Consider the following 17,382-nt stretch of genomic DNA (forward strand, 5'->3'; position numbering starts at 1 on the left):
GCCGCGCCGCGGTTACGCGGCCGTCTTGTATCATGCTATTGATACAAGCGAGGAGGTCCGCATGCCGTGGGACAACGTGCTCGGCGTCGCGCTGGTGACGGGACTGGCCGGCCTGGCGATCCTGATCGTGCTCTGGCCCGGTGAGAAGCACGGAAAGCGCTTGCTGCGCCGCTGGGGCGTGCCGGATCCGGACCCGGCCGAGGTCGCGCTCGCCGTCCGCTACCTCAAGCGCCGCCGGCTCTGGTACCCGTGGCTGTTCCTCGCGATCCCGCCGCTGCTGGACCGGACGGCCGGCTCGCTGTTCACGACGTTGATGCTGGGCGGCCTGATCGCCGAACTGCTGGCGCAGCGGCCGTCGCGCGGCCCACGCCGCGAAGCCGTGCTCTCCCGGCGCACGCTGACCGGGCTCGTGCCGGCGTGGGCGCTCGGGATGAGCGTGCTGGCGGCGGCCGGGTCGATCGTCAACCTCGCCAGGACCGACCGCTGGACTTCGCTGGCGGTGTCGGCGGGCGCGTTCGTGGTCGCGTGGGCGATCGCGCTGCTCGCGGTGCGCCGCCCGGCCGCCGGTGACCGGGCCGACCTCGCGCTGCGCTGCCGCAGCGCGCGCGTGGCGATCGGGCTGGGCATCGCGACGTGCGCGGCCGCCGGCGGCCCGGTCCAGTCCTTCGGCGCGCTCCTGACGGTCGTGGGCGCGCTGGTGGTGTTCTCGGCGGTCGTGGCCCCGATGAAGCAGGTGCCCGCGCCGGCGTGAAGATCTTCGTCGACACCGAAAGCGGCGTCGCCCCGTGGCGGCAGGTGCACGACCAGGTGGTCCGCGCGGTCACGACGGGCGCGTTGCCGGCGGGGACGCGGCTGCCGCCGATCCGCCAGCTGGCCCGCGACCTGGGCCTGGCGCCGGGAACGGTGGCGCGGGCCTACCGCGAGCTGGAGACGGCCGGCTGGGTGGCGACGGCCCGCGCCCGCGGCACGGTGGTGACCCTGCCCGCCGCTCCCCCGGACTCCGCGGCTTTACTGCGCTCTGCCGCGGCCGGCTACGTCACCCAGGCCCGCGAGCTGGGCGCGGATCTCGCCACGGCGCTCGCCGCGGTGCGCGCGGCCTACGAGCACCCGGCCTAGCGCGGGTCGAGCAGGCGGCCGATCGCGGCCAGGACCGGTTCCAGGACCTCGACCTCGCGGGGCGTGCCCACGCACTCCGTGATGCCCGCGCCCACCACGTCGAACTCCGCCAGCGCGTCCAGTTCGGACACCAGGCGGGCGATCGTCCAGCCGTCCGGCTCCGGGTAGTTGAGTCCCGGGAACTCCCCCGGATCCAGTACGTCCAGGTCCACGTGGACGTACAGCTTCTCCACGTCCGCCAAGGCGTCGGACGATGTGACCGCCAGTCCCCGGGAAACCGCCGCCCGCTCGTCCGGGTCGAACACCCGCGTACCCAGCAGCGCCACGCTGCCCGGCGAAAGCGCCGGGTCCGCCGCGAACTCCGGGTCGCCCTCGCCGAACAGCGACCGCAGCACCATCCCGTGGAACGCGCCCGACGGGGACGTCGACGCCGTGTTCAGGTCCGCGTGGGCGTCGAACCACGCGACCCCCAGCCCGGGCCCGTACCGGAAGCGCGCGACACCGATCGGCACCAGCTCGACGCCGCAGTCGCCGCCGATCGTGAGCACCGGGCCGCCGGGTGCCTCCAGCGCCGCCAGCTGCGCCGCGCGGTTGGGGCCGGTCAGCACGGCGCGCGACGCGATGCCACGGTCTACTTCGGACACTTCGCGGGTCTGGCGGACGTGGTGCACGGGCCGGCCGAGCACGTGCCCGGCCAGCTCCGCGAGCGCCAGGCAGCCGTCCGGCAGGCCCGCCGCCCGCGGTCCCACCGCGCCCTGGCGCTGCGGGACCGCGTTGATCAGCGTCACTCCAGCACCAGCAGCAGGTCACCGCCCTCGACCTGCTGGACGTTCGTGATCGCCAGCCTGGCCACCCGGCCGCCGGTGGACGCGGTGATCGACGCCTCCATCTTCATCGCCTCGATCGTCGCGACCGTGGCACCGGCCTCGACCGTGTCGCCCTCGGCGACCTGCAGCGTCACCACGCCGGCGAACGGCGCCGCGACCTGCTTCGGGTTGCCCTTGTCGGCCTTCTCGGTCGCCGGGACGTCGGAGGCGATCGAGCGGTCGCGGATCTGGATCGGGCGCAGCTGGCCGTTGAGCGTCGACATCACCGTGCGCATGCCGCGTTCGTCGGCCTCGCCGATGGCCTCCAGCTCGATGAGCAGCCGCACGCCCGGCTCCAGGTCGACCTGGTACTCCTCGCCCGGGCGCAGCCCGTAGAAGAAGTCCTTGCTGGGCAGCACCGACGTGTCACCGTAGGCCTCGCGGTGGGCTTCGAACTCCTTCGTCGGGCCGGGGAACAGCAGCCGGTTGAGCGTCCGGCGCGGTTCAGCCGCCAGTGCGGTCCGGTCCTCTTCGGACAGTTCGACGACCGGCTTCGCCGCCGCGCGGCCTTCGAGGGCCTTGGTGCGGAACGGCTCCGGCCAGCCGCCGGGCGGGTCGCCCAGCTCGCCGCGCAGGAAGCCGATCACCGAGTCGGGGATGTCGAACTTGTTCGGCTCGGCCTCGAAGTCGGCCGGCGAGACGCCCGCGCCGACCAGGTGCAGCGCCAGGTCGCCGACGACCTTCGAGGACGGCGTCACCTTCACCAGGTGGCCGAGGATCTTGTCGGCCGCGGCGTACATCGCTTCGATGTCCTCGAACCGGTCGCCCAGGCCCAGCGCGATGGCTTGGGTGCGCAGGTTCGACAGCTGCCCGCCGGGGATCTCGTGGTGGTAGACGCGCCCGGTCGGCGACGCCAGCCCGGCCTCGAACGGCGCGTAGATCTTGCGCACGCTCTCCCAGTACGGCTCCAGGTCGCCGATCGCCTGCAGGTCGAGCCCGGTGGTGCGGTCGGAGTGGTCGGTGGCCGCCACGATCGACGACAGCGACGGCTGCGACGTGGTGCCCGCCATCGACGACACGGCGCCGTCGACGGCGTCCGCGCCCGCCTGGATCGCCGCGAGGTAGGTGGCCAGCTGGCCGCCCGCGGTGTCGTGGGTGTGGATGTGCACCGGCAGGTCGAACTCCTTGCGCAGCGCGGTGACCAGCTTGGTCGCCGCGGGCGCGCGCAGCAGCCCGGCCATGTCCTTGATCGCCAGGACGTGCGCCCCGGCACCGACGATCTGCTCGGCCAGCTTGAGGTAGTAGTCGAGCGTGTAGAGCTTCTCGCCCGGATCGGACAGGTCCGAGGTGTAGCACAACGCCACCTCGGCGACGGCCGTCCCGGTCTCGCGCACGGCTTCGATGGCCGGGCGCATCTGCTCGACGTCGTTGAGCGCGTCGAAGATCCGGAAGATGTCGATCCCGGTCTTGGTGGCCTCGTCGACGAACGCGGTCGTCACCTCGGTCGGGTACGGCGTGTACCCGACGGTGTTGCGCCCGCGCAGCAGCATCTGCAGGCAGATGTTCGGCACAGCCTCGCGCAGCGCGGCCAGCCGCTCCCACGGGTCCTCGGCCAGGAACCGCAGCGCCACGTCGTAGGTCGCGCCGCCCCAGCACTCCAGCGAAAGCAGCTGCGGCAGGGTGTTCGCGACGACCGGCGCGACCGCGAGGAGGTCCTTCGTCCGGACACGGGTGGCGAGCAGCGACTGGTGCGCGTCCCGGAACGTCGTGTCGGTGACGCCGATGTGCGGCGACTTCCGCAGCCACTCTGCGAACCCGGCCGGCCCCAGCTCGGCGAGCTTCTGCTTCGAACCCGGCGCCGGCTGCGCGTCCTCCGGCAGCTTCGGGAGCTTCAGCGTGGCGTCCGGCGTCTTCGGGCGCTCGCCGTGCGGCTTGTTGACCGTCTGGTCGGCGAGGTAGGTGAGCAGCTTCGTGCCGCGGTCGGCCGAGGACCGGGCGGTGAGCAGGTGCGGGCGCTCCTCGATGAACGAGGTCGTCACGCGCCCGGCGCGGAAGTCCGGGTCGTCGAGGACGGCCTGCAGGAACGGGATGTTCGTCGCGACCCCGCGGATCCGGAACTCGGCGACGGCGCGGCGCGCGCGGCCGACGGCGGTGTCGAAGTCGCGGCCCCGGCAGGTGAGCTTGACCAGCAGCGAGTCGAAGTGGGCGCTGATCTCGGTGCCGGAGAAGGCGGTGCCGCCGTCGAGCCGGATACCGGAGCCGCCCGGCGAGCGGTAGGCGGAGATCATGCCGGTGTCCGGGCGGAAGCCGTTGGCCGGGTCCTCGGTGGTGATCCGGCACTGCAGGGCGGCGCCGCGCAGGTAGATCTTGTCCTGGGACAGGCCGAGGTCGGCGAGGGTCTCGCCGGCGGCGATCCGCAGCTGCGACTGCACGAGGTCGACGTCGGTGACCTCTTCGGTGACCGTGTGCTCGACCTGGATGCGCGGGTTCATCTCGATGAAGACGTGCTTGCCTTGCTTGTCGAGCAGGAACTCGACGGTGCCGGCGTTGCGGTAGCCGATCTGGCGGGCGAACTTGACCGCGTCGGCGCAGATGCGCATCCGCAGCTCGGGGTCGAGGTTCGGGGCCGGGGCCAGCTCGATGACCTTCTGGTGGCGCCGCTGCACCGAGCAGTCGCGCTCGAAGAGGTGGATGACGTTGCCCTCGCCGTCGGCGAGGATCTGCACCTCGATGTGCCGCGGCTCGACGACGGCCTTCTCGAGGAAGACGGTCGGGTCGCCGAAGGCGGACTCGGCCTCCCGCGCGGCGGCCTCGATGGACTCGCGCAGCAGGGCGGGGTCCTCGACCCGGCGCATGCCGCGCCCGCCACCGCCGGCGACGGCCTTGACGAAGACGGGGAAGCCCAGCTCCTCGGCGGCCGCGACCAGCGTGTCGACGTCACTCGACGGCTCGGACGACCCGAGCACCGGCACCCCGGCCTCCCGCGCGGCCTTGACCGCGCGCGCCTTGTTACCGGTGAGTTCGAGGATGTCGGCGCTCGGCCCGACGAAGGTGATGCCCGCTTCCTCGCACGCGCGCGCGAGATCGGGGTTCTCGGAGAGGAAGCCGTAGCCGGGGTAGACGGCGTCGGCTCCCGCCTTCTTCGCGGCGGCGACGATCTCGTCGACCGAGAGGTAGGCGCGCACGGGGTGACCGGGTTCGCCGATCTCGTACGCCTCGTCGGCCTTCAGCCGGTGCAGCGAGTTGCGGTCTTCGTGCGGAAACACGGCGACCGTCCCGGCGCCCAGTTCGTAACCGGCGCGGAACGCGCGGATGGCGATCTCGCCGCGGTTGGCCACCAGCACCTTGCGGAACATGCCCGGTCCTTCCCGTATGGATCGGTAGTCAACGCACGTTACCCGGTTCTTCCCGCTCTGCGGGAGTTCAGTCCCGGGTGATGGACATCATGCGCCGCGGGAGGTTGGCCGGGACGCCGGCTGGGCAGCCTGTCCGGATCCGGGCAGCGGTGCCATCTTCGCAGGCCGGGAGCACATCGGCCAGTGCCTCGGGTCAGCCGCCGGGCGGCGCGTAGAGCAGCCGGTTGGCCGTGCCGTCCGGAACGCCCTGCAGCGCGTCCGGGGTCGCCGCCTGAACAAGCGCTTGGTCCACTTGGGCCGGTGCCGCCTCCGGGTGCTGGGCGCGGTACAGCGCCGCCACCCCGGCCGCGAACGCCGCCGCCATCGAGGTGCCCGATTCCGGGCCCGCTCCCGCGCCGCCCGCGATCGGGGCCGGGATGTCCACGCCCGGCGCGTACAGGTCGACGTCCTGGCCGAAGTTCGACGCCTTGTCCGGCCGGTCCTGGGCGTCGCTCGCCGCGACGGTCAGCGCCTCGGCCACGCGGCCCGGCGAGAACCCGCTCGCGTCGGCGGTCTCGCTGCCCGCCGGGACCGCGACCGGGACCACCGCCGCCAGCCGTTTCACCGCGGCGTCGAGCCGGTCGTTGGGCACGCCGCCGATGCCGAGGACGGCGACCGCGGGCTGCTGGGCGTTCTGGGCGACCCAGTCGATGCCCGCGATGATCCGGTCGGTCGCGCCGCCGCCGTCCTTGTCGAGCACCCGCACCGGCACGATCTGCGCGCCCTTCGCGACGCCGTAGTCCTTCCCCGCGGCGAGCCCGGCGAGCCGTGTGCCGTGGCCGTTGGTGTCGGAGGTGTCCGAGCCGCCGCCGAGGAAGTCCCGCCCCGGCGCGACGCGGCCCTGGAAGTCGGGGTGCTTCGCGTCCACGCCGCTGTCGATGACGTAGATCGAGACGCTCGAAGCGTCCGTTGCGTAGTGGTAGGCGTGGTCCTGCCCGGTGCGCTGGTCGATCCGGTCGAGCCCCCAGCTGGGCGGGTCCGGCTGCACACCGCCGGCGGCGGCCTGCCCGGCGAGCACGGCCGTCATCGCCGCGAGAAGCATCCTCATGATCGTCGTCGTACCCCGGCGGTGACCGGGCGACAACTCAGGGCCGTCGCTCGATCGGCTGATTCCGCGCCCGCACGGCGAGCACGACGACGTCGGCGGCCAGCAGCACGAGAGCGATGGTGGCGACGATCTGGCCGGCGTAGGTCAGGGAGGAGTGCTCGAGCACGGCCGCGAACGTCGGCGCGAGGACGCCCAGCAGTCCCGCGGTCCCGCCGGCGAGCACGGCCCAGCGCAGCCCGGCGGGGCGAAGGACAAGGGCGAGGACGGGAACGACAACGGCGAGCAACGCCCCGAGCACGAAGTAGGCCGCCGCCCGCCCGCCGTCGCTGCGGTCGTGGTCGGCCAGTTCGGCGAGCTGCCCGGCCCAGCCACCGGCGGCGACCAGCCCGAGCCCGATCGCCACCCAGCCGTCCCAGCCCCGCACCCGCCCGGCCCCGAATCCCCCGGCCCGCCTCAGCACGACGAGCGCGGACGTCCCGGCGACGACGAGCGCGAGGTGGGCGAGCAGCAGGAAGGCGAAGCCCGCGCTGAGGTCCGAGGAGCCGTCCTGGGAGAGGGTGATGAGATCGCCGAGGAAGCGAAGCAAGCCGAAGAGCGCACCGAGCCCGGCCCCGGCCAGCAGCGCGGGGCCGACGTGCCGGCGGGCACGCGGAGCGAGGGTCAGGATGCCGGCGAGCAGGGCGGTCCCGGCGACGAGCACGACGTAGACGGGCATGCCCGGCCGGTAGTCGGCGAGACTGTACTCGCCGTAGCGGTAGTAGAGGCCGAGTCCGAGGAAGGCGAAGAGCGCGCCGGTGATGGCGAGGATGCCGGCGAAGCCACCGACCGGATCCACCGGCCCGGGCGCGACGGGCCGGGCCCCGGTCTCGGCGACGGCTTCGGCCTCCGGCGCGGCCACCGGCGCAGGCTCCACAATGGCCTGAGGCTCAGGCTCATGCGCCACGACCGGCTCGGGCTCCCGCTCCACCACCGGCTCCGGCGCCACGACCGGTTCTGGCTCGACGACCGGCTGGTGCTCCGGCGCCACGACCGGCTCCGGCTCGACGACCGACTGGGGTTTCGGCACCACGACCGGCTCCGGCTCGACGACCGGGAGCGTCTCGATCTCCACCGCCACCACGACCTCACCGGTGGGACCGCGGACCACGACCTTCCCCCGCCGCGTGCCCGACTCGCCCGCCGTCACCCTCAGCTCCGCGCCCGACGCCGTCTCCGCGACGCCGATCCACGCGTGCGAAGCCTCGAACCGCACCTCACGCGCCACGGGCGGCCCCGCCGTCCGCAGCTCCGCCGACGCCACCTCCCCGGGCGCCGCCGACAGCCGCACCGACGGCACCGCCACCTGCACCAGCGCGGAGCCCAGTGCGTCCGAGGCCGCCGCGGCCACGTGCTCGATGTCCGTCGCCGCCATCGTCTTCAGTGCTTCGAACGCTCCCATGGCCACCGGCAGGTTGTCGCTCGCCAGCCTTCGCCGCAGCTCCGCCACCGCGCCCAGGCGGGTGAACGGGTTCTCCGCCTCGATCGCCGCCGCCAGGTCGGCCGGGACCGGCGACGGCTTGATGCGCCGCCGCCTGCTCTTCGCCAGGTACAGCTCGCCCTGCATCTCGATGTCACGGCTCGGTGTCTGCTTCGGGTTGCGCTCGCGGACGCGGTCGAACAGGTACTCGTACAGCTCGCCCAGCGCGATCCAGCCGTCCTCGTCGCGGTCGGCCTCGCCCGTGCGCAGGCCTTCCACCAACGCCGACGTGAACACCGAAGGCTGCGCCGGCTGTCCTTCCGCCAATCGCGCGCCTTCGAAGGCGTACTCGATCGAGTTCGACGCCGTGATGACCGCCCGGCCGCGGCCACCGCGGAAGCTGTCCAGCACGTTCGCCTCGCCCGACGCCCGTACCGTGACGCCCTGGGCGAACGCCCCGCCGTAGCAGCAGTCCAGCAGCAGCACGATGCTGCGCGAGCGGCTCTGCCGGATGCACAGCCGCACGAAGTCCGCCGGCACCGCCGTCGACCGCAGCCGGTCCGGCCGGGTGTTGCGGGCGGCGAAGAACAGCCCGCCCGAGTCGTCTTTCAGGCCGTGGCAGGAAAAATGCAGCAGCAGGACGTCGTCGGGACGGCCCTCCGCGCAGAGGTCTTCGATCTCAGCCTGCACGACGTGCGCGGTCTCGTTGCGCACGACGCGGACCTCGAAGTCGCTGATCGCCCGGTCACCGAGCACTCCGGCGAGGGCGTCGGCGTCCGCCGCGGGCGAGCCCAGCCGCTGCAGCCCCGCGTTGTCGTACTCGCCGTTGGCGACGATCAACGCCCGCCTCCGCCCCGCCATACCGGTAGGAAACGCCCGCGCGCGCCGTTGCGGCAATCAGCCGAACGGGCACACCTACCCCGCCTCCGCCCGGAAAATCGTTTCCTGCCCTTTCAGGCAGACGACGGCGTCGAAGGCGGCCGCGACGTCGACCCGCACCGCCATGTGCGCGTGCCGGATGCTCGACGCCGCCGGGCTCGCGACCACGCACGGCGCCCGATCGGCCAGCACCGCCTCGACCCCGCCGTCCGCGGGCGCTTCGAGGGCCTGCTCGAACATCCGGAACCCGAGCCGCCCGGTTTCGTCGGGGACGAGCCCGGTCGTCGTCCCCGAAACGGCCGTGAGCGCGAGCGCGAAGTACCGGTCACCCAGCTCCGCGGCCAGGTGCGTGCCCGCCGACGGCGCCGTCATGCCCGGCATCGGCGAGAACGGCACCCGCTGGAGGTGTCCGTTGTGGAGCATCAGCACGACCTTCTCGCCCGGGTGCAGGCGGCGCAGCAACCGGACGGTCGCCGCCATGTACGTGTCGCGCGACGAGCTCTGCGGCTCCGGCGCCTGCCCGGCCATCAGCGCGTCCAGCTCACGCAGGTACAGGTCGACGCGCAGGGCGCCTTCGGCCAGATGCACGGCGACCTGGCCGTAGCCCGGCGCAAGCGATTCGACGTGTCCTTTGAGGATGGTCAACGCCGTCGTCGCCGCGTCCCGCGCTTCGGTGCTCATCTCCTTGTAGCGCGCGGGAGCGACGGCGCTGCTCACCGACGCGTACGGCTGGCACGCCTTCAGCGCCGTGTCCACGAGGGACACCGCGGCCGGGTCCACGCGCTCGAGGTGCTCGCGCAGCGCCCGCAACGCCGGCACCGGCGAGCCCGCCGAACTCGGCACGTCGAGCCCGTAGAACCGGACGTCCCGGCCGCGCAGCCAGGTCAGCATCCCGTGCACCTCGGCCGAGTCGCCGAGGCCGAAGGTGAAGCCGTCGCGGGCGATGCCGGCGACGTCACCGGGGCCGCCCCGAAGCCACGCGTCGACCAGGTGCCCTTCCGGGAACCCGCTTTCGAACCCCAGCACGGTGAACCCGCGCTCGTCGACGAGGTGGCGCAGCAGCCGGTCGCGCAGCACGCCGAACTCGCGGATGTGATGGTTGTTCTCGCCGATGGCGACGACTTCGGCGTCGCCGACGAGGTCGGCGATCTCGGTGACAGCGACGGTTTCTGGCATACTGACCACACTAACGCAACAGGAGTAGCAGTTGGCTTCCGAGTTTTCCGGCACGCGACGGCCGGGCGGCCGCACCGGGCGGACCCGCCTCGCCGCGCTGAACGCCACCCTGGAGCTGCTCGGCGAACGCGGGTACGCGGAGCTGACCGTCGAGGCGGTCGCCGAGCGCTCCGGCGTGCACAAGACGACGCTGTACCGCCGGTGGGAGTCCGCCGAAGGCCTGGTCGCGGCGGCCCTGCTGATGGGCACCGAGCAGCCGTGGGAAGCCCCGGACACCGGGTCGCTGGAGGGTGACCTGCGCGAGGTCAACCTGGAGCTGGTGCACTACTTCACCGCGCCGGGCGAGCGCGAGCTGCCGACGGCGTCGATCTCGGCGGCGTTTTTGTCCCCGCGCGCCGCGGAGGCCCTGCGCGAGTTCTACGTCGACCGCCACGCCCGGTCCGCGCCGATCGTCGAGCGGGCCGCCGGCCGCGGCGAGGTCCCGCTCGGCACCGACCCGGTGGAGGTCGTGCGCGTGGCGTGCGGGCCGATCTTCTACCGCTTGTTCGTCTCCCGCGAAGGCGTGACCCCGCAGGACGCCGACGTGGCCGCGAGAGCCGCCGCGGCCGCCGCGAAAGCCGGCGTGTTCACGGCAAAGACCGGCGGTACCGCGTCTCCTCCAGCGTGACCCGGCCGCCGTCGATGGTCTCGGTCTGGGTCACGCCGTCGTCCACCCAGCCCTGCCGGACGTAGAACGCCTTCGCCCGTTCGTTCGTCGACAGCACCCACAGGACGGCGCTGTCGCCGGTCAGCTCCTCGATGACCCGGTCGTGCAGCGCCCGGCCGAGACCGCGACCCCAGTACTCCGGCAGCAGGTACAGCGCGTAGAGCTGCCCGTCCCCGAATGCGGCGAACCCGGCGAGGACGCCGTCCTCCTCGGCGACCAGCACCCGGCCGATGCCCTCGCCGATGCGCCGCGCCCACGACGCGGCGCGTGAGGAAGCCGAGAGCCCGGCGAGGAAATCGTCCGGGAGCAGGCCCGCGTACGCCGCCTGCCACGACCGCACGTGGATCTCGCCGATCGCGGCCGCGTCGGCGACCGTGGCCGGCCGGATCAACTCTTCTCCAGGTATTCCGCGCGTTCCAGATCGACGACGTCGGCGACCATCTGCGCGAGCCCGCGGTACTTCTTCAGCTCCGGATCCTGGTCGACGATCTCCTGCGCGCTGGCCCGCGACGCGGCGATGACGTCTTCGTCCCGCAGCAGCGAAAGCAGCTTCAGCCCGGACCGCTTGCCCGACTGCGCGGCGCCGAGGATGTCGCCTTCGCGGCGCAGCTCCAGGTCCAGCCGGGACAGCTCGAAGCCGTCCGTCGTGGACTCGACGGCCGCCAGCCGTTCGCGCGTCGCCGTGCCGTCGAGCGCCTCCGTGACCAGCAGGCACAGGCCGGGCACGCTGCCCCGGCCGACGCGGCCGCGCAGCTGGTGCAGCTGGCTGACGCCGAACCGGTCGGCGTCCATGATCACCATCGCCGTCGCGTTCGGCACGTTGACGCCGACCTCGATCACTGTGGTGGCCACGAGGACGTCGAGCTGCCCCGCGGAGAACGCGCGCATCACCGCGTCCTTGTCGTCGGGCGGCATCCGGCCGTGCAGCACGCCGATCTTCAGGCCCTGCAACGGCCCGTGCTCCAGCTCGGGCGCGACGTCCAGCACCGCGAGCGGCGGCCGCTTGTCGCTCTTGTCCGACGGCGGCTCGTCGCCGATGCGCGGGCACACGACGTACGCCTGATGCCCCTTGCCGACCTCTTCGCGGACCCGCTGCCAGATCCGGTCGAACCAGGCGGGTTTCTCGGCGACCGGCACGACCGTGGTCGAGATCGGGGACCGCCCGACCGGCATCTCGCGCAGCGCCGACACCTCCAGGTCGCCGTACACGGTCATCGCCACCGTGCGCGGAATCGGCGTCGCGGTCATGACCAGGACGTGCGGGCTCGTGTCGCCGGCCCCGCGGGTGCGCAGCGCGTCCCGCTGCTCGACGCCGAAGCGGTGCTGCTCGTCGACGACGGCGAGGCCGAGGTCGGCGAACTCGACGTGGTCCTGGATGAGCGCGTGCGTGCCGACGACGATGCCCGCTTCCCCGCTGACGATCTCCAGCAGCGCCTTCTTGCGCTCCTTCGCGCCCATCGAGCCGGTGAGCAGCGTGACGCGGGTGGCGTTCTCCGCCGCGCCCAGCTCGCCGGCCTGGCCGAGGTCGCCGAGCATTTCCCGCAGCGACCGCGCGTGCTGCGCGGCGAGGACCTCGGTCGGGGCCAGCATCGCGGCCTGCCGCCCGTTGTCGACGACCTGCAGCATCGCCCGCAGCGCGACGACCGTCTTGCCCGAGCCGACCTCGCCCTGCAGCAGCCGGTTCATCGGGTGGTCGGAGGCGAGGTCCGCGGCGATCTCGTCGCCGATCCCCCGCTGCCCGGCGGTCAGGTCGAACGGCAGCCGCTTGTCGAACGCGTCCAGGATCCCCCCGCTGACGTGCGGGTTCGCCTTCGCCGGCCGCGAGACCGCGGAGTGCCGCCGCTGCGCGAAGATCAGCTGGACGGCCATCGCCTCGTCCCACTTGAGCCGCTTCTTCGACGCCTCCAGGTGCGCCCAGTTGCTCGGACGGTGGATGCCGTGCAGGGCGGTGTCGAGGTCGGACAGCTTGTGCAGCCGCCGCAGCTCCGCGGGCATCGGGTCCTCGTCGACCTCCAGGACGTCCAAGACCTGCCGCACGCACTTAGCGATCGACCAGGTCGGCATGCCCTGCGCGGCCGGGTACACCGGGATGATCGCGGCGAGGAAGTCGTCCATCGCCTCGTCCGCGCGGTCGGCCTCGAAGAGCTCGTACTCGGGGTTGGTCAGCTGCAGCGTGTCGCGGAAGGCGGAGACCTTGCCGGCGAACAGGCCGGTCTTGCCGGGCACCAGCTCTTTTTCGCGCCACGCCTGGTTGAAGAAGGCGCAGGTCAGACGCTTCTTGCCGTCGGTGATCACCATGTCGAGGATGGTCCCGTTGCGTGACTTCATCCGCCGCTTGCTCACCTTTTCGATGCGCGCCATGACGGTCGCGTGCTCGCCGAGCTCCAGCCCGGCGATGTCGGTGAGCTCGCCGCGCTCGGCGTAGCGGCGCGGGTAGTGGCGCAGCAGGTCGCTGACCGTCTCGATGCCCAACGCCGTGGAGAGCGCCTTCGCCGTCTTGGCGCCCAGCAGCAACGGCAGCTTGTCGCGCAATCCGGCCATTCGCTATTCGACTCCCATCAGCAGCACGGCGTCGGCCTGGCCACTCGCGTAGCTGGTCAGCTCCACCTCCGGGTGCTCCACCCGCAGCTGCTCGGCGAGCTCCTCGGCGACCCCGGGCGGGGCGGCGGCCCCGCTCAGCACCGTCACCAGCTCCCCGCCGAGCGCCAGCATCCGGTTCAGCACCTTCATCGCGGCCGCGACCACGCTCGTCTCGGACGCGGGGGCCGGCTCGATCAGCACCACCTCGTCGTCGACCAGGCCGACCACGTCGCCGGACTGGGCCCGGCCCACCCAGGTTAGCGACTCCTCCTGCGCGATCCGCAGTTCGCCACGCCTGGTCGCGGCGGCCGCCTCGGCCATCGCGACGACGTCGTCGTTGGTGCGGCGCCCGGCGTCGTGCACGGCGAGGGCGGCCAGCACCTGCACCGGCGACGCGCACGGGATGACCACGACGTCCCGGTCGGCGGCCATCGCGTGCCCGGCCGCGGTGTCGGCCGCGGCGGTGAGCGCGGTGCTGCCCGGCAGCACCGTGACGTGCCGGCCGGCGGCCTCGTTGAGCAGGCCGATCATGTCCTCGACGCTCGGCGTCTCGCCTTCGGGAACGGCCAGCACCGGAATGCTCTCGGCCCGCAGCAGCTCGGCGAGCGCGCCGCCGTGGACGACGGCCACCACCGTGCGGTCGATGCCGCCGCCCGGCTCGATCGGTGTCGGCGTGAGCAGCGGTTCGACGCGGATCCGGCGCGGGCGGCCCAGCGCGAGCCCGGCCTCGATGGCGGCGCCGATGTCGGCGCAGTGGACGTGCACGGCGTGGCTGCCCGAGCCGTCGCCGGCCACGGTGACGCTGTCGCCGAGACCGCTCAGCTCCTTGCGCAGGGTCGGCAGGCTCTGCTCGTCGACGCCGTCGAGCAGGTACATGACCTCCCAGGCGTAGGCGCCGGCCTGGCCGGCGGCGTGGACCTCGAGGGCGTGCTCGTGCGGGAGGTCGGTGCCGGTGACCACGCCGACCAGGGCGTCGAGCACGGCGACCAGGCCGCGCGCGCCCGCGTCGACGACCCCGGCCCTGGCCAGGGCGGGCAGCTGCAACGGCGTCTTCTCGAGGGCGTGCGCGGCCGCCTTCGCGGCCTTCTCCGCGACGTCGCCGAGCGGGCCCGTGTCCCCGCGCACGGCGAGGGCGACGGCGTGCAGGACGGTCAGGATCGTCCCCGCGACCGGGCGGCTGACGGCGCCGGTGGCGACCTCGTCGGCGTGCCCCAGCGCCCGGGCCAGCCACGGCCCGTCCAGCTCGCCGCCGGCCCGGTCCGCCAGCCCGCGCACGACCTGCGAGAGGATCACGCCGGAGTTGCCCTTGGCGGCGGCCACGGCCCCCCGAGCGAGGACCTTCAGCGCTTCGGCGGCGTCCCCGGGGTTCGCCTTCGCCAGTTCTTCGGCGGCGCCGGTCATCGTGAAGAGCATGTTGGAGCCGGTGTCGGAGTCGGCGACGGGATAGACGTTGATCTCGTCGATGGCCGGCCGCAGGGTCGCCAGGCTGCGCACACAACCCGCAGCCCAGGCCGACACCGCCGCCGCGTCCAGCACCCGCACCCCGTAACCTCCTGACCGGTCTCGGGCAGCGTATCGACCCGGTGCGGAGGCCATCGAACGCAGTAGTTACTATGGTCGAGTTGCCCAGTGCATCTGGGCTCATTTCTATGACCCAGATCCAAAGGAGTTCGACGTGGCTGCCGTGTGCGACGTCTGTGGCAAGGGACCCGGCTTCGGCAAGTCGGTCTCGCACTCCCACCGCCGTACCAACCGCCGGTGGAACCCGAACATCCAGACCGTCCACGCCAAGGTGGGTGTGTCCCAGCGCAAGCGCCTGAACGTGTGCACGTCCTGCATCAAGGCGGGCAAGGTCGTTCGCGGCTGACGCGAGAAGTTTGGGTGGCGGGTGCTCGCGAGAGCACCCGCCATTTTCATGTCCGCGGCCGGAAGCGCCCAATGTGGCCTTCGGTGCGTTGGATCAGCACTGCGGCGCGAAGCGCCTCCGCTGAGGGCGGCGGTGGGGGCATGGGCGGAGCACCCAATGTGGCCTTCGGTGCGTCACACGCACCCAATGTGGCCTTCGGTGCGTCACACGCACCCAAGGCGGCCTTCGGTGCGTCACACGCACCCAAGGCCGCCTTGGGGCGCTCACTTGAGGAAGCCGGTCAGCAGGTCCTTGAGCGTCTCCGGGTACTGGAGGACGCCGTGGTCCTGGCCTTCGAGGGTTTCGTGACGGGCGCCCGGGATCGCCGCGGCCGCCGCGCGGGCTCCTGACTGCAGTGCTTCGTCGCTGGCGCCGCCGCCGATCACCAGGGCCGGCACCGCGATGCGGGCCAGGTGGTCGAGACGGGGGCGGGCGCCCGGGCCGCAGATCGTCAGGTCGTACGGCAGCGTGTGCGCCAGCGCCGTGAACCAGCCCCACACCGGGGCGGCCTTCATGCCGTCGACCGTCTCCGCCGGGGTGCCCGCGACCCGCAGGAACGTCGCCACCGCGCCGTCGCGGTCCCCCGCCGCGAGCTGCGCGCGGACCTCGTCCAGGACGTCGGCCCGCGGGTGCTCGTCGGTCGCGTACGGCGGCTCGTACGCCACCACCCGATCGATCGGCAGGCCCGCCGCGGCCGCCTCCAGGGCCAGGACCGCGCCCGACGAGTGCCCGAACACCGACGCCGTCCCGCCCGCGTGGGAGATCAGCGCCGCGAGGTCTTCGATCTCACGCTCCATCGCGTACGAAGGCGCGTCGCCGCTCGAGCCCCGGCCGCGCCGGTCGTAGGTGATCGTCGTGAAGTCGCCGGCCAGGACCTCCGCCAGGCCGGCGACCGTCGTGCGGTCGTTGAACGCGCCGCCGACCAGGATCACCGGCGCACCGGATCCGCGCCGCTCGAAGAAGATGGTCGTGCCGTCGGCCGACGTGACGTTCATGGTTTCCTCCGGAAAGGGTGTCGTTTCCCCCTGGTCGGAGCCGTCACGCCGATCCGGACACGCGGACCTAGGGAAGTTTCCAGTCGACCGGCGCCGCGCCCTGCTGCTCCAGCAGCTGGTTGGCGCGGCTGAACGGCCGGGACCCGAAGAAGCCGTTGTGCGCCGACAGCGGGCTCGGGTGCGCCGACTCGATGCACGGGACATCGCCGAGCAGCGGGCGCAGGTTGCGGGCGTTGCGGCCCCACAGGATCGCCACCAGCGGCCCTCCTCGCGCCGCGAGGGCCTTGATCGCCTGCTCGGTGACCTCTTCCCAGCCCTTGCCCTGGTGCGAGTTGGGTTTGTTCGGCTGCACCGTCAACGCCCGGTTGAGCAGCAGGACGCCCTGCTCGGCCCACGGCGTGAGGTCGCCCGTCGACGGCGTCGGGTGGCCGAGGTCGTCGACGTACTCCTTGTAGATGTTGATCAGGCTCTTCGGGATCGGCCGGACGTCCGGCGCCACGGAGAAGCTCAACCCGACCGCGTGCCCCGGCGTCGGGTACGGGTCCTGCCCGACGATGAGCACCCGCACGTCGTCGAACGGCTGCTTGAACGCGCGCAGCACGTGCTCCCCGGCCGGCAGGTACTGCCGGCCCGCGGCGATCTCCGCGCGGAGGAACTCCCCCATCGCGGCGACCTGCGGCGCCACCGGTTCGAGGGCCTTCGCCCAGCCTGCCTCGACGATCTCGTGCAGCGGTCGTGCGGTCACGGGCCGCGAGCTTACCGGGCGTGGCCGGCGTCACCCGAGCGGGTCGAGCCGCCGCAGCTCGGCGCGGAACCGTCGCGCCCGCCGGACGTACGAATCGACGACGAGCGCGATGTTCTCCGCGCTGAACGACTTGTTCTCCCGCGTCTTCCCCGGCACGCCCAGCGCGATCTCCCCGGTCTTGACGTGGGAGCCGTACGACAGCACCGCGCCCGCGCCGACCATGCCGCCGTCCTCGATCACCGAGCCGTTCAGCACCACCGAGCCGGACGCGATCAGGCAGCCGGTGCCGATGGTCGCGCCCTCGATGTGCACCGCGTGGCCGACCGCCGACGACGGCCCGAGGATCGTCGGGTGCCGCTCGGTGCAGTGCACGACACAGCCGTCCTGGACGTTCGAGCGCTCCCCGATCTCGATGTACCCGTGGTCGCCGCGCAGCACCGTCTGCGGCCACACCGACGCGTGCGCGCCGATCCGGACGTCGCCGATCACGGTCGCGTCCGGGTGGACGTAGGCGTCGGGGTGGATCGCCGGCTCCAGGGAGCCGAGGGCGTAGATCGGCATGCCGCCTCCGGGT

The 17,382-nt window shown here is 72.8% G+C and carries 15 protein-coding genes; 4 read left to right on the top strand and 11 right to left on the bottom strand.

The genetic code is table 11. The features are described 5' to 3' along the window. The first annotated feature begins 61 nt into the window (after positions 1 to 61). Positions 62 to 751, top strand: a complete 690-nt coding sequence (locus tag BT341_RS39705) for a hypothetical protein (protein ID WP_072481120.1) — start codon at positions 62 to 64, stop codon at positions 749 to 751. Next, entirely contained in the window at positions 748 to 1,116 is a 369-nt protein-coding gene (locus BT341_RS39710; RefSeq protein WP_072481121.1) for a GntR family transcriptional regulator, read from the top strand. The genes BT341_RS39705 and BT341_RS39710 overlap by 4 nt, the downstream gene beginning before the upstream one ends. Here BT341_RS39710 and BT341_RS39715 read toward each other — a convergent pair. The 5 genes from BT341_RS39715 to BT341_RS39735 all read right to left on the bottom strand — a co-directional run bounded on the left by BT341_RS39715 (position 1,113) and on the right by BT341_RS39735 (position 9,876). Next, complete coding sequence (locus tag BT341_RS39715; protein ID WP_245805255.1) at positions 1,113 to 1,904, bottom strand: arginase family protein; 792 nt, start codon at positions 1,902 to 1,904, stop codon at positions 1,113 to 1,115. The two genes, BT341_RS39710 and BT341_RS39715, sit on opposite strands and share 4 nt — an antisense overlap. Further along, positions 1,901 to 5,278 (bottom strand): pyruvate carboxylase, encoded by a 3,378-nt coding sequence (locus tag BT341_RS39720; RefSeq protein ID WP_072481122.1) that lies wholly within the window; start codon positions 5,276 to 5,278, stop codon positions 1,901 to 1,903. Before BT341_RS39720 ends, BT341_RS39715 begins: the two co-directional genes overlap by 4 nt. A 193-nt stretch (positions 5,279 to 5,471) precedes the next feature. Continuing rightward, positions 5,472 to 6,359, bottom strand: a complete 888-nt coding sequence (locus tag BT341_RS39725) for a S8 family peptidase (protein ID WP_072481123.1) — start codon at positions 6,357 to 6,359, stop codon at positions 5,472 to 5,474. A 43-nt stretch (positions 6,360 to 6,402) separates the two neighbouring features. Beyond that, positions 6,403 to 8,682, bottom strand: a complete 2,280-nt coding sequence (locus BT341_RS39730) for a caspase, EACC1-associated type (RefSeq protein WP_177329007.1) — start codon at positions 8,680 to 8,682, stop codon at positions 6,403 to 6,405. Between the two features lie 54 nt (positions 8,683 to 8,736). Next, a complete protein-coding gene (locus tag BT341_RS39735) occupies positions 8,737 to 9,876 on the bottom strand; it encodes an erythromycin esterase family protein (protein ID WP_072481125.1) in 1,140 nt (379 codons plus the stop codon). Between the two features lie 31 nt (positions 9,877 to 9,907). Here BT341_RS39735 and BT341_RS39740 point away from each other — a divergent pair, with 31 nt between their 5' ends. Next, positions 9,908 to 10,543, top strand: coding sequence for a TetR/AcrR family transcriptional regulator (locus tag BT341_RS39740; RefSeq protein WP_072481126.1), 636 nt, complete (start codon positions 9,908 to 9,910; stop codon positions 10,541 to 10,543). Here BT341_RS39740 and BT341_RS39745 read toward each other — a convergent pair. From BT341_RS39745 to BT341_RS39755, 3 genes are read right to left on the bottom strand one after another with little or no spacing between them, the layout of a single operon-like run. Continuing rightward, positions 10,503 to 10,973, bottom strand: a complete 471-nt coding sequence (locus BT341_RS39745) for a GNAT family N-acetyltransferase (protein WP_084743140.1) — start codon at positions 10,971 to 10,973, stop codon at positions 10,503 to 10,505. The genes BT341_RS39740 and BT341_RS39745 overlap by 41 nt on opposite strands. Next, entirely contained in the window at positions 10,970 to 13,123 is a 2,154-nt protein-coding gene (gene recG, locus BT341_RS39750) for an ATP-dependent DNA helicase RecG (RefSeq protein ID WP_072481127.1), read from the bottom strand. The genes BT341_RS39745 and recG overlap by 4 nt, the downstream gene beginning before the upstream one ends. Positions 13,124 to 13,126: 3 nt before the next feature. Further along, positions 13,127 to 14,704 carry a DAK2 domain-containing protein gene (locus BT341_RS39755; protein WP_072481128.1) on the bottom strand — a complete coding sequence of 526 codons (1,578 nt, stop codon included), beginning with the start codon at positions 14,702 to 14,704 and terminating at the stop codon, positions 13,127 to 13,129. A gap of 133 nt (positions 14,705 to 14,837) precedes the next feature. Here BT341_RS39755 and rpmB point away from each other — a divergent pair, with 133 nt between their 5' ends. Continuing rightward, on the top strand, positions 14,838 to 15,029 hold the full coding sequence (gene rpmB / locus BT341_RS39760; RefSeq protein ID WP_003091970.1) for a 50S ribosomal protein L28: 192 nt from the start codon (positions 14,838 to 14,840) through the stop codon (positions 15,027 to 15,029). A 263-nt stretch (positions 15,030 to 15,292) separates the two neighbouring features. Here rpmB and BT341_RS39765 read toward each other — a convergent pair whose 3' ends face one another. The 3 genes from BT341_RS39765 to BT341_RS39775 form a co-directional block, all read right to left on the bottom strand. Continuing rightward, a complete protein-coding gene (locus BT341_RS39765) occupies positions 15,293 to 16,063 on the bottom strand; it encodes an alpha/beta fold hydrolase (protein WP_072481129.1) in 771 nt (256 codons plus the stop codon). A 67-nt stretch (positions 16,064 to 16,130) separates the two neighbouring features. Continuing rightward, a complete protein-coding gene (locus BT341_RS39770; RefSeq protein ID WP_072481130.1) occupies positions 16,131 to 16,808 on the bottom strand; it encodes a uracil-DNA glycosylase in 678 nt (225 codons plus the stop codon). 30 nt (positions 16,809 to 16,838) lie between these two features. After that, complete coding sequence (locus tag BT341_RS39775) at positions 16,839 to 17,369, bottom strand: gamma carbonic anhydrase family protein (protein ID WP_072481131.1); 531 nt, start codon at positions 17,367 to 17,369, stop codon at positions 16,839 to 16,841. Positions 17,370 to 17,382: the final 13 nt, after the last annotated feature.

Origin of the sequence: Amycolatopsis australiensis (genome assembly GCF_900119165.1) — a bacterium.
Lineage (GTDB): Bacteria > Actinomycetota > Actinomycetes > Mycobacteriales > Pseudonocardiaceae > Amycolatopsis > Amycolatopsis australiensis.